Origin of the sequence: Siminovitchia sp. FSL W7-1587, from assembly GCF_037963795.1 — a bacterium.
In the GTDB taxonomy this organism is placed as follows: Bacteria; Bacillota; Bacilli; order Bacillales; family Bacillaceae_C; genus Siminovitchia; species Siminovitchia thermophila.
This window is the reverse complement of sequence record NZ_CP150169.1, coordinates 857,994-869,948: the sequence shown is the minus strand read 5'-3', so window position 1 is coordinate 869,948 and position 11,955 is coordinate 857,994. Positions and strand designations below refer to the sequence as shown.

The 11,955-nt window shown below is 42.6% G+C and carries 12 protein-coding genes and 1 pseudogene; all 13 read left to right on the top strand.

The window, feature by feature from the left end:
- Positions 1–23: 23 nt before the first annotated feature.
- The 13 genes and pseudogenes from NST31_RS04240 (at position 24) to NST31_RS04180 (ending at position 11,936) form a co-directional block, all read left to right on the top strand.
- Positions 24–995, top strand: a complete 972-nt coding sequence (locus NST31_RS04240; RefSeq protein WP_077109851.1) for an alpha/beta hydrolase — start codon at positions 24–26, stop codon at positions 993–995.
- Positions 996–1,182: 187 nt separating this feature from the next.
- Positions 1,183–1,779 carry a DNA-3-methyladenine glycosylase gene (locus NST31_RS04235; protein WP_077109885.1) on the top strand — a complete coding sequence of 199 codons (597 nt, stop codon included), beginning with the start codon at positions 1,183–1,185 and terminating at the stop codon, positions 1,777–1,779.
- Between the two features lie 592 nt (positions 1,780–2,371).
- Positions 2,372–3,151 (top strand): hypothetical protein, encoded by a 780-nt coding sequence (locus NST31_RS04230; protein ID WP_077109852.1) that lies wholly within the window; start codon positions 2,372–2,374, stop codon positions 3,149–3,151.
- Positions 3,152–3,153: 2 nt separating this feature from the next.
- Positions 3,154–3,534, top strand: a complete 381-nt coding sequence (locus tag NST31_RS04225) for a GntR family transcriptional regulator (protein ID WP_077109853.1) — start codon at positions 3,154–3,156, stop codon at positions 3,532–3,534.
- On the top strand, positions 3,524–4,234 hold the full coding sequence (locus NST31_RS04220) for an ABC transporter ATP-binding protein (protein WP_077109854.1): 711 nt from the start codon (positions 3,524–3,526) through the stop codon (positions 4,232–4,234). The genes NST31_RS04225 and NST31_RS04220 overlap by 11 nt, the downstream gene beginning before the upstream one ends.
- Positions 4,192–4,389, top strand: a pseudogene (locus NST31_RS04215) (ATP-binding cassette domain-containing protein); the annotation flags it as partial. The gene NST31_RS04220 and the pseudogene NST31_RS04215, both read left to right, overlap by 43 nt.
- A 372-nt stretch (positions 4,390–4,761) precedes the next feature.
- Entirely contained in the window at positions 4,762–5,391 is a 630-nt protein-coding gene (locus tag NST31_RS04210) for an NDxxF motif lipoprotein (protein WP_339164043.1), read from the top strand.
- 1,029 nt (positions 5,392–6,420) lie between these two features.
- Positions 6,421–7,089 (top strand): hypothetical protein, encoded by a 669-nt coding sequence (locus tag NST31_RS04205; protein ID WP_077109857.1) that lies wholly within the window; start codon positions 6,421–6,423, stop codon positions 7,087–7,089.
- Positions 7,090–7,091: 2 nt separating this feature from the next.
- Positions 7,092–7,472, top strand: coding sequence for a GntR family transcriptional regulator (locus NST31_RS04200; RefSeq protein ID WP_077109858.1), 381 nt, complete (start codon positions 7,092–7,094; stop codon positions 7,470–7,472).
- On the top strand, positions 7,462–8,172 hold the full coding sequence (locus tag NST31_RS04195; protein WP_339164040.1) for an ABC transporter ATP-binding protein: 711 nt from the start codon (positions 7,462–7,464) through the stop codon (positions 8,170–8,172). Before NST31_RS04200 ends, NST31_RS04195 begins: the two co-directional genes overlap by 11 nt.
- Before the next feature lie 3 nt (positions 8,173–8,175).
- Positions 8,176–9,099 carry an ABC transporter ATP-binding protein gene (locus NST31_RS04190; protein WP_077109860.1) on the top strand — a complete coding sequence of 308 codons (924 nt, stop codon included), beginning with the start codon at positions 8,176–8,178 and terminating at the stop codon, positions 9,097–9,099.
- The gene (locus NST31_RS04185; protein ID WP_077109861.1) at positions 9,092–10,042 is read left to right on the top strand and encodes an ABC transporter permease; all 951 of its coding nucleotides are present in this window, start codon (positions 9,092–9,094) and stop codon (positions 10,040–10,042) included. Before NST31_RS04190 ends, NST31_RS04185 begins: the two co-directional genes overlap by 8 nt.
- 226 nt (positions 10,043–10,268) lie before the next feature.
- Entirely contained in the window at positions 10,269–11,936 is a 1,668-nt protein-coding gene (locus NST31_RS04180; protein ID WP_077109886.1) for a peptide ABC transporter substrate-binding protein, read from the top strand.
- The last annotated feature ends 19 nt before the right edge of the window (positions 11,937–11,955 follow it).

Sequence of the window (11,955 nt, the reverse complement as noted above, 5' to 3'; positions counted from 1 at the left end):
AGCAAAAGGAGGAATACGGCATTATGGGGCCGGAAATCAACAGGGAAACAACGGTCAACAGAGGGCCAAAGAAACGGAACACCAAATTCATTGTGATCGGTTCTCTGGCTGCCTTGTTTTTCCTGGCTGCTGCAACTTGCGTCGCGATTTCTGTATATGTGGGAACAAATTTGACAAAACCGGAGAAAAAACCGATCGTCATTACCCCTGGCGATTATGACATGAATTATCAAGATATCGACTTTTTCAGCCATGATGCCAAAACGAAGTTGGCGGGCTGGGTGCTTGAACCTCCCGTTCCGGCAAAAATGAACATTATTTTTGCCCACGGTTATAAAGGGAACCGTTACGAGGAAAACATTCCGTTTATGCCGCTGGCCAACAATTTACTTGTAAAAGGATATCGGGTCATTACGTTTGATTTTCGTTATGCGGGGGAATCAGAAGGAGACATGACCACTGTTGGAGTCAAAGAAAAATGGGACCTCCTGGGGGCCATTGATTGGACAGCCGACCAATATGAGGAGCCGATTGGATTGCTGGGAATATCCATGGGGGCGTCCACTTCCATTTTAGCGGCGGCTGAATCAAAGAATGTGCATGCAGTCGTAGCCGACAGCCCGTTCAGCGATTTGCATGATTATTTGGAAGAAAATATGCCGGTCTGGACCGATCTGCCGAATTTTCCTTTTACACCGTTGATCCTCAATATCATTCCACTAATGGCTGACATCGATTTGTCCGGCGCAAGCCCGATCACTGTGCTGGATGATGTGGCTCCGCGTCCAGTGTTATTTATCCACAATAAAGGCGATCGTTCCATCCCTTACACAGAAAGTGAAAAAATGTACAAAAAGCACCCCGATGTTTTTTCGTTTTGGCTTACCGAGGGAGACGGGCATGTGAAATCTTTTGAGCAAAACTCTGAGGAATATGTTGAAAAGGTGATTGCTTTTTTTGACGGGGTATTACAAGGAATAAAGGAAGATGAGTGACAGGCTCAACATGAAAAAACGTACATGATGCTGGCGGGAATAAGCCATGTCCGCCCGGAACGCAAGAAAACGATGCTGAGGTTGCGAATGGCGCTTTGGCGGACATCTGCGAATATAAATGAGTATGACTCGATCAAGCAAAAAAATAAATTCATAAAATGGATGATGGTGAATAGATGTAATGGAAATGAATGACAAAATGCCGAAAAAACCGTTAAACAAACAATTTTTTCAACAGCCAACGCTTGAACTAGCCAAGTCGCTTTTAGGCTGCCTCCTTGTCAACGAAACGGAAGAAGGGCTTTCCGCCGGATATATAGTGGAAACGGAAGCCTATATAGGCCCGCATGATCGCGCCGCCCACAGTTACGGCAATAGAAGGACGAAGCGGACTGAAATCATGTATGGCCAGGCAGGGCTCGTGTATACATACTCGATGCACACGCATTGTCTGATCAATGTCGTCAGCGCAGGCATTGATGAGCCCGAAGCCGTATTGATTCGAGCGTTGGAGCCTGTTACAGGAATTGGCCTTATGAAAAAGAGGCGCCCAGTCGATCAAATGAAAAACTTGACGAATGGCCCCGGAAAATTAACAAAGGCAATGGGGATTACCATGGAGGACTACGGCCGAACATTTTATGAGCGGCCGTTATATATCAGTGATGGCTATTCCCCGACAGAAATAGAGCAAGGAACCAGGATCGGGATTCAAAATTCGGGTGAGGCGCGAGATTACCCGTGGCGTTTCTGGGTTAAGGGAAATCCATATGTATCACGATAAAATATATATGGAGGGGGCTGTTTAAAAAGTCCGATTTAGAGTCAACACACTACAATCTAAAACCCAAGAATGTTGATTTTATAGCATTCTTGGGTTTTGTTTTATTATTTTTCAAGCTGTCATATTCCTTTCCGGACAGCTTTTTTTCGGTATGAACTGGCAGGAAGATCCCCACTTCAAAAAATCACGGTAAGTGCGGGGGAGCAACAGTCAGTTAAAGCCCGATTCGTCCGGGGCGGCGACACACATCTCATGGTTTTCTGGAAGCGTCATAACCATGATGTACGGGTGCAGCGAAGCCACAAGACAGGGAAAGTGCGACAGCATCATGATCGCACGAAGATAAAGTAAGGCGCTCCTCCCCAGAGCTTGCCAACAGGACGCTGTCGCTCCGTTTCTTATAAGGGGAAAGAGAGCGCGGCATGAGCTTCTTGCATGGACCCGCACCCTGTCACCCTGATCATGCCGCCAATAGATTTCGCTATCAGGTAAAAATGCATCTCATATTTTTTTGTAAAAATGGTTGCATGTATATTTGTGTTAGTGTACTATTTGGTTAGTACAATAACAGTTGATGACGGAGGTCAAACTCATGAAAGCATTTATTGGATTAGTTAAAAAGGATTTAAGTTTAATGAAATTTTGGTACATCGTTTGGCTTGCGGTTTTTATTATCGGGATGGCGGGTGTGTATATCCTCTCTGTTTATTTATCAGAGCCGCTAATACCCGTTCCTTTTCTGATGATGGCTGCCGGGTTTCACATGTTTTTGGCACCGATCTCCCTACTTTATACTTTAAATCTCGAGGGGAAAACACAGTTATGGCTGTATAATCCGCAAAGCAGTTTGAAATTGCTGTTATCAAAGCTCAGTACGGCAGCCATTATTCAGTTGATTGCGCAACTCATCATTTCCTTGTATGCCTTGTTTATCATGCAAGCATTGGTGAAAGCAGGGAAAATCGCTTCTTTCGGCAACTTCCTGCCTATCAAACAAGGGATTTTTATGCAGTTGGGCATTTTCAGCACAGCAATGTATATATCGATCTGGTTCATTTTCCTTTGGACGGTTTACCATTCTCTAGGAAAATACCCCGCCATTAGACATTTTCGCTGGCTGGCGGTGGTTCTCGTTTGGTTTGCATGGAGCTTACTGGAAGAGCTTCTTGTAAAAACGAAGATTTTAACAAATGAGTGGTTCTCTTTGGACCTAAACGTCCATATTGAGCCCAACTTGAAATATGAAGATGGCTGGAACATCATCTATACGGATGTATCGCTACCTATCATACCCATTCTGTTGTATGCCGCTTTGGCTATCATCCTTTTCCTCCTTGCCAGTAGGTTGCTGGACCGGAAAGTCGAGGTGTAAACATGTCCAAAGAATTTGAAGCGTCAAAGCCCATTTATATACAAATTACTGAAAAGATTTTTCAAAGGATTATCCGGGGAGAAATCAATCCCGGGGAAAAGCTTCCGTCAGTAAGGGACATGGCTGTCCAATCGGGTGTCAACCCAAATACGATACAAAGGTCATATGCGGAAATGGAAAGGATGGGTATTGTGGAGACAAGACGTGGACAGGGGACGTTCGTGATTGAAAAGGAAAGCATTGTCGATGAATTGAAGCAGTCGATGCAGACGGAAATCATCGGCCAGTTTGTCAAAAGCATGAAAGAATTGGGATATACGAACCAGCAAATGGTGAGTGGATTGACACATTATTTGGAGGATGGTGGGCAGGATGAACATTGAATTAAAGGGCGTCGTGAAAAAATACGGAGCAGAAAAGGCTCTGGACAATGTCACTCTATATTTTGAACCGGGGAAAATTTACGGTCTGCTCGGCCCCAATGGGAGTGGAAAATCCACCACATTGAAATTGATCACCGGCCTTGTTTATCCGAACAGCGGAACAGTGACCGTTTTACAAGAGAAGGTCACAAGAAGGATCAGCAAAAAAGTGGCATACTTGACGGAACTCGATATGTTTTATGATTCTTTTACCACCGGGAAAATGATCGAGTTCTATGATTCTCAATTTCCCGATTTTGACCGGGACAAAGCGTTTCACCTTCTTAAAGAAATGGAACTGCCGGAAAATAAAAAAATTAAACAGCTTTCCAAAGGGAACCGCGGAAGGTTGAAACTCGTATTAACCTTGGCAAGGGACGTTCCGGTGGTCCTGCTGGACGAACCATTTTCCGGACTCGATCCAATGGTGCGGGATTCCATTGTTACAAGCTTGCTCACCTATATTAATTTTGAAAAACAGACCGTCATTATCGCCACGCACGAGATTGATGAGATTGAGCAGATAATGGATGAAGTGATCGCCATTTATAACGGTGACATTATCGGCCGTGAAAATGTGGAAGCCATACGCGAAGAACAAGGCTTATCTGTCTTAGAATGGTTCAAATTAATCATGCGGAACAAAGGGAAGGAAGTGTGAAAAAAGCTGTCGTTGAGTTGAAAAATGTCACGAAAATGATTCGCGGAAGAAAAATGATTGATGACTTAAGCTTTGAAGTCGAAGTCGGGGAAGTGTTTGGATTTTTGGGGCCGAACGGAGCCGGGAAGACGGCAACGATCAGAATGATTGTCGGTTAACGCTTTAAAATGTGAATGGAAGGAGTTTAGAAATTTCATCATTGCTTTTTTTAGTTCACAATATATATTCAGAACGGAAGGCGACGACTCCTGCGGGAATAGCTTGAGCTGAAGACCCCGCAGGTGCAAAGCGATGAGGAGGCTAAAGCCAAGCCAGCATGTCTGTAAAATCCATTGGAAACGAATGATAAAATGGATCCGTTCAACAACTTGTTAAGGTGTGAATGTCATTTCTGCTTTTTATCCATCGGCCTCTCACCTTCACTTGATTTGTAGTTCTGTAAATCCCTATCGTTTCAGTAATACTAAAAACGCGCTCGGAATAAGTACATTTTATACAGTTTTGTGCCCTTAGCGAGAGCGAAAGGAATGGTTCTAATTATGAGAAAAATATTTTATAGTTGCTTCATGATCATCATCTTTGTGTTGAGCGGATGTTCCGAGGAAGAAAATATGGATGCTCAGGAAGAAAGTGCTACAGAAGAGGAAATTTCTCTAAAGGACATAAAAATCCCTAGTACTATCTTCACCTCTGAAAAAAACAATAGTGTCATTGACGAAGAAGAAATGAAACAAAGTATCAAAATATATTTAGACAGTGACGAAGAGTTAAATAATGCTTTAGAATCATTTGAGGAGTTCATATGGGACGATCAGACATTAAATAAAAGTGAATTAGAGAAATTTAAAAAAATTAACAAACTTATAAAAGAAAATGATGAGAATTTCTCTCGTTATATCTCCAATAATACCTTACCTAAAGGTTATCAAGAAGAGTCGGAAAGGATTAGTCGTTATATTACAACTTCAAATGAGTATATTCGTGAATTAAGTGAAGTGCTCGACAACGCAAGCGAAGGGAAAATTTCTGAAAAAGACATTGGATCCATCATTAATAAAACTCCTAAAGTGAGTGGAAGAGAACAGAAAAAAATTGAAGACTTCCTTGATGAGAAGAATATTGACACAAAGGCCTTTGGAAGGGATGTTAAAAAATAAAGTTAACCATTGAATTGGAAAGGTGGACAATGAAAAGGAACTATCGGGTTTGTCAAGTTAAGTGTGTAAGTACACTTTACTCAAGGTATCTTAAAACCCTATCTTTCAGTTTGTCGTGAAAGAGCAGTTGGTTTCTGACCATGGCCCAATTTTGGATATGCCCGCCATCCCATTTTGTTTCCAGTTCCTTAATGGTGAAGATGTATTTCGGAAGCTTATTTATACATGCCATTACTGCAACCTCATAAGGATTTCGCCGAGGTTGCATTTTTAATTTGTCATCGTAAAAGCTAGGACGTGTATGTTCCACTTCATCTCCATACTCACATCGTTTATAACGGTCAGACTGTCATCCCATTTTCCCCCATACTCACATCAAAAGCTACAACATGTTTATGTTTCATGATTTCTGCTCCCTCTTAGCCAATCATAGAAGCCTTCACACTGCCTTATTGACATGATCTTTTTGGACCCCCAACATACTAAACTTGTGAAGTTGGCCGGTCTTTTATATGGATTCTAGATCTTGAAGCTGTTCGGCAAAAAAATACTAGCACAAACCATGGCCTTGGTCGCACTACTGATGTTAGTAGTTTTTTCGGTATGAACTGCAGGAAGGTCCCCATTTCAAAAAATCGCGCCAAAAGTCCGATTCGTCCGGGGCGGTGATACACAACTCATGGTTTTCAAAGATATCGGTCATGGAAGCGCCGCAACGTATACGCTTGTACGAGTGTAAGAGAAGAAACAAACAAGGCAGGGAAAGCGCGAGCTTGGATGACGCTATTTCCTCGGTTAAGCCAACAGGACGCTTTCATTCTTTAGCCTTTGTTCCGCCTTTTGATCGAGGGGAAGAGAATGGCATAATTCTCTGAAAGTAGCTGCATCCGGTGACCATAGCCCATCTCTTGAAATTTTCTATCAGGTAAAAAATACATCTTATGTTTTTTTGTAAAAATGGTTGCATGTATACTTGTGTTAGTGTACTATCTAATTAACACACTAATACAAGGTGGCGGAGGTAAAGTCATGAAGGCATTTATTGGGTTGGTTAAAAAGGATTTAGGTTTAATGAAATTTTGGTCTTGGATGGGGCTTCTATTTTTCGGTATGGCAGGTATGCATATCTTCTCAGGTTATATATCGGAGCCGGAGTTAATGTTTCCCTTCATGATGGCTGCTGTTCTGATATTGGCGCCGCTCTTACTGCTTTATACTTTAAGGGTCGAGGGGAAAACACAGTTATGGCTGTATAATCCGCAAAGCAGTTTGAAATTGCTGTTAGCAAAGCTCGGTGCCGCGGCTATTATTCAGTTGATTGCGCAACTTTTCATATCCTTTTATGCTTTGTTTTTTATGCGAAGGGCGATCGCTTTTTTCAGCAGTGCTCTGCCTATCGATCAAGGGATCATTTCTTTACAGTTACATATCTTTGGCACAGCGATGCATGTATCAGTTTTGTTCATGTTTCTTTGGACGGTTTACCATTCACTAGGAAAATACCCCGCTATTAGACATTTTCGCTGGCTGGCGGTGGTTCTCGTTTGGCTTTCCTATCACGTACTGGTGGAAAGGCAACTCTGGAAACTACCTATTTTCCAAAATAGTCTATCCTTGTTTACCTTGATGTACGCTATTTTATCCATCATCTTCTTTCTCCTTGCCAGTAGGCTGCTGGACCGGAAAGTCGAGGTGTAAACATGTCCAAAGAATTTGAAGCGTCAAAGCCCATTTATATACAAATTACTGAAAAGATTTTTCAAAGGATCATCCGGGGAAAAATCAATCCCGGGGAAAAACTTCCGTCTGTAAGGGGCATGGCTGTCCAATCGGGTGTCAACCCAAATACGATACAAAGGTCATATGCGGAAATGGAAAGGATGGGTATTGTGGAGACAAGACGTGGACAGGGGACGTTCGTGATTGAAAAGGAAAGCATTGTGAATAAATTGAAGCAGTCGATGCAGACGGAAATCATCGGCCAGTTTGTCAAAAGCATGAAAGAATTGGGATATACGAACCAGCAAATGGTGAGTGGATTGACACATTATTTGGAGGATGGTGGGCAGGATGAACATTGAATTAAAGGGCGTCGTGAAAAAATACGGAGCAGAAAAGGCTCTGGACAATGTCACTCTATATTTTGAACCGGGGAAAATTTACGGTCTGCTCGGTCCCAATGGGAGTGGAAAATCCACCACATTGAAATTGATCACCGGCCTTGTTTATCCGAACAGCGGAACAGTGACCGTTTTACAAGAGAAGGTCACAAGAAGGATCAGCAAAAAAGTGGCATACTTGACGGAACTTGATATGTTTTATGATTCTTTTACCACCGGGAAAATGATCGAGTTCTATGATTCTCAATTTCCCGATTTTGACCGGGACAAAGCGTTTCACCTTCTTAAAGAAATGGAGTTGCCGGAAAATAAAAAAATCAAACAGCTTTCCAAAGGGAACCGGGGAAGATTGAAACTCGTATTAACCTTGGCAAGGGACGTTCCGGTGGTCCTGCTGGACGAACCATTTTCCGGACTCGATCCAATGGTGCGGGATTCCATTGTTACAAGCTTGCTCACCTATATTAATTTTGAAAAACAGACCGTCATTATCGCCACGCACGAGATTGATGAGATTGAGCAGATAATGGATGAAGTGATCGCCATTTATAACGGTGACATTATCGGCCGCCAAAATGTGGAAGCCATACGCGAAGAACAAGGCTTATCTGTCTTAGAATGGTTCAAATCAATCATGCGGAACAAAGGGAAGGAAGTGTGAGAAATGAAAGCTGTTGTTGAGTTGAAAAATGTCACGAAAATAATTCGCGGAAGAAAAATTATTGATGACTTAAGCTTTGAAGTCGAAGCCGGGGAAGTGTTTGGATTTTTGGGGCCGAACGGAGCCGGGAAGACGACAACGATCAGAATGATTGTCGGTTTGATTGGCATAACGGCCGGGGAGATTAAAATTTGCGGAAAAAGCGTCCGCAAAAATTATGAAGACGCGATTAGCCATGTAGGAGCCATCGTCGAAAACCCGGAGTTGTATAAATTCTTGACTGGTTATCAAAATTTACAGCAGTCTGCCCGCCTGTTTAAGGGAATCACGAAAGAAAAAATAGATGCGGTCGTAAGTCTTGTCGGATTGACAGAGCGAATCCACGACAAAGTCAAGACTTACTCTTTGGGGATGAGACAGAGATTGGGAATTGCCCAAAGCCTCCTGCATGATCCAAAAGTTCTTATTTTGGATGAACCGACAAATGGGCTTGATCCCGCGGGCATCAGGGAAATCAGGGGCTATTTAAGGCGATTGGCCAAAGAGAAAAACCTTTCCATTATCGTCTCCAGTCATTTGTTGTCGGAAATGGAAATGATGTGTGACCGGTTCGCTATTATTCAAAAGGGGACGCTCGTCAATGTCCAAAGTATCGCCAGTGAAGAGGTGGAGTCTGATACCAAAACGTATTATTGCGATGTGGATAATAGAAATGAAGCCTTAAAATTATTGGCAAGTCGTGGAATTCAAGGAATGAAGAGAGAAAATGGCATTCATATTTTAGTGGAACCTTCTCAAATACCGGATGTGTTGCGCTTATTGCTTGAACACGATCTCCTCGTGTTTGAAATAAGCCCAGTGAAAAAATCTTTGGAAGAAAGGTTCCTTGAAATGACAAACGACCCGGGGGTGGCAGCCAATGTTTAATTTGGTACGCAATGAATGGGAGAAGATTTTTAGGCAGATCAGTACATATATCATGATGGGACTGCTCATTCTCATTCTGATCGTAACGGCTGGCATGATGAAATATCTTGACAGCAAAGAAAAAGCGGAAAATCAAGATTGGAAGCAAGAGTTGATGGCGGAAAACGAGAATTTAAAACAACAGCATGAAGATATGCAAATTATAGGCCCTAAGGATCTTATTGAACAGGAGATAGCTATTAATGAATATCGGATAAAAAATGACTTGCCGCCTGTTGAGGAGCGCACGGTTTGGACATTTATCAACGACTCGATTTCTCTCATACCATTTGCCGGCTTGTTCGTACTCATTGTTGCTGCTGGTATTGTCGCCAATGAATTTTCATGGGGAACGATCAAAATATTGTTGGTGAAGCCCTATAAACGTTGGAAGATATTGTTGGCAAAATACTTTACCGTCAATTTGTTCCTGCTGCTTATGCTTGCCATCCTATTCGTTTGCGCCAGTATCATTGGAGCGGTTCTGTTCGGGACGGGAGATTCGTCAAGCAATGTCCATCTGGCTTATGTGAATGGACAGGTGAAGGAACAAAGTCTGTTTTTATACTTGGTCAAATCGTATGCCCTCAATTCCTTAAGCGTCTTTTTGCTTGCCGCTATGGCATTCATGATTTCGGCTGTTTTCAAGAACAGCGCGCTGGCGATCGGCCTGTCGGTATTTCTGCTTTTCACAGGCGAAACGGCCACCAAATTGCTGGCCAGCAAATTTGAATGGGCCAAATATAGTTTGTTTGCCAACACTAACTTAATGCAATATATTGATGGGATGCCATTGGTGGATGGCATGACGCTCTCTTTTTCCATATGGATGATGATACTGTATTTTACAATCTTTCAAATACTGGCTTTTCTATTCTTTTTGAAAAGGGATGTTACGGCTTAAGCCTGTAACATCTCTTTCTCTCTGTGGGGTTTTTTTGTCCATCCCCAAAACACAATTCCGAATCTTGCAAATAAAAGTTTGGTATTCAGATTGTTTTTTTGGTATAGTAAATGTGTAACGAATCATAGACTAATATGGACCCAATGTTTGTTAACGGGTTTTAGTTGTTGGTTTATGTAATCGTTGCCACGTCCATTATCATGAAGAAGGGGGAATTTGCTTGAAGATGTCACGGTCTGCTTTCATGGTTTTCGTACTATCAATCTTACTGGTACTTTCCGGCTGTTTTAGCGGTCAAACGGAGACTTCGCCGGAACCGGCTGACGAGAAAAAATCTGGTGGCGAGCAAAAGTCGGGCGAGAAGAAAATTTTACGTCTCAATAACAATGAAGAGCCGGGTTCACTACACCCTGGAACAGCACAGGGAACCCATGATTCATGGATCCTGGAGCATGCCTTTGAAGGATTGACGAAGAAAACGCCTGAAGGTGAAATAGTCGAGGGAATCGCTAAAGATTGGAATGTGAGTGATGACGGATTAACGTGGACTTTCAACTTAAGGGATGACGCGAAATGGTCCAATGGCGACCCTGTAACAGCTCACGACTTTGAATTTGCCTGGAAATACGCGCTCAATCCTGAAAGCGCTTCCGAGTATGCTTATCAACTCTATTATCTTGAAGGAGGAGAAGCGTACAACAGCTCGCAAAACAAGGACGAATATGCCGCGTTGGAAGAAAAAGTCGGTGTAAAGGCTTTGGACGACCTTACGCTTGAAGTTAAACTTGCGGAACCAACACCTTACTTCCTTGATTTGACATCTTTTTATACGTTTTATCCTGTGAACAAAAAGGTACAGGAAGCAAACCCCGACTGGGCACTGGAAGCTGAAACATATGTATCAAACGGAGCTTTTAAACTGACGGAGTGGAAACATAAAGAAAGCATGAAATTGGAGAAAAACGAAAACTATTACGATAAGGATAAAATCAAACTGGATGAGGTTCAATTTGTCATTATTGACAATGCTGATACCGCGTGGCAAATGTATCAGTCCAATGAGCTTGACCTCGTCTACCCGCTGCCTCCGGATGTGACAGGCGAACTGAGTGGAACAGACGATCCAGAATTCGAGATTGCTCCGGATTTGGCAATATATTACTATAATTTAAATAATGAGGTAAAGCCATTTAACAATGTAAAGGTTAGAAAGGCTTTATCGATGGCGATTGACCGAAAGTCTCTTGTTGAACATGTGACGCAGGGCGGCCAGCAGCCCGCGTATGGCATCATCCCGCCAGGAATTCCCGATGTGGAAGGAGATTTCCAGGAAAACTCCGGCGACCTGTTTAAAGAAGATGCGGAAGAAGCGAAGAAGCTCCTGCAGGAAGGACTTGCTGAAGAAGACATGGATCAAATGCCAGAGTTTACCCTAACGTATAATACGGATGAAGGGCATAAAAAGGTTGCTGAGGCGATACAGGAAATGTGGCGCAAAAACTTGGATGTAAACGTCACATTGGAAAACGTAGAATTCCAAGTCAAGCTTGACCGGGAAAAAGCTGGGGACTATCAAATTTCCCGTGGCGGTTGGGTAGGGGACTATGTTGACCCGATGACATTCGTTGATCTTTGGGTAACAGACGGTTCGTTCAATGATGCGAATTGGAGCAATCCGGAATATGATAAAAACGTTAAAATCGGCAAGACGTCCATGGATCAAAAAGAACGGATGGAAGCCATGCACAAAGCGGAAGAAATTTTAATCGAAGAAATGCCGATTATACCGCTATATTTCTACACAAAACCGTTCACTGTGAAGCCGCATGTGAAAGGGATTTTTACACCAATTAACCGATATCCACAGTTCATTTATGCGGACATTGAAAAATAATCATGCATTTCAAAATTGG

Bases quoted from the DNA above. Each gene is read 5' to 3' on its own strand.
- NST31_RS04200 (WP_077109858.1), top strand. From the start codon at position 7,092: ATGTCCAAAGAATTTGAAGCGTCAAAGCCCATTTATATACAAATTACT.
- NST31_RS04230 (WP_077109852.1), top strand. From the start codon at position 2,372: ATGAAAGCATTTATTGGATTAGTTAAAAAGGATTTAAGTTTAATGAAA.
- NST31_RS04205 (WP_077109857.1), top strand. From the start codon at position 6,421: ATGAAGGCATTTATTGGGTTGGTTAAAAAGGATTTAGGTTTAATGAAA.
- NST31_RS04180 (WP_077109886.1), top strand. From the start codon at position 10,269: ATGTCACGGTCTGCTTTCATGGTTTTCGTACTATCAATCTTACTGGTA.
- NST31_RS04190 (WP_077109860.1), top strand. From the start codon at position 8,176: ATGAAAGCTGTTGTTGAGTTGAAAAATGTCACGAAAATAATTCGCGGA.
- NST31_RS04240 (WP_077109851.1), top strand. From the start codon at position 24: ATGGGGCCGGAAATCAACAGGGAAACAACGGTCAACAGAGGGCCAAAG.
- NST31_RS04185 (WP_077109861.1), top strand. From the start codon at position 9,092: ATGTTTAATTTGGTACGCAATGAATGGGAGAAGATTTTTAGGCAGATC.
- NST31_RS04235 (WP_077109885.1), top strand. From the start codon at position 1,183: ATGAATGACAAAATGCCGAAAAAACCGTTAAACAAACAATTTTTTCAA.
- NST31_RS04195 (WP_339164040.1), top strand. From the start codon at position 7,462: ATGAACATTGAATTAAAGGGCGTCGTGAAAAAATACGGAGCAGAAAAG.
- NST31_RS04225 (WP_077109853.1), top strand. From the start codon at position 3,154: ATGTCCAAAGAATTTGAAGCGTCAAAGCCCATTTATATACAAATTACT.
- NST31_RS04210 (WP_339164043.1), top strand. From the start codon at position 4,762: ATGGTTCTAATTATGAGAAAAATATTTTATAGTTGCTTCATGATCATC.
- NST31_RS04220 (WP_077109854.1), top strand. From the start codon at position 3,524: ATGAACATTGAATTAAAGGGCGTCGTGAAAAAATACGGAGCAGAAAAG.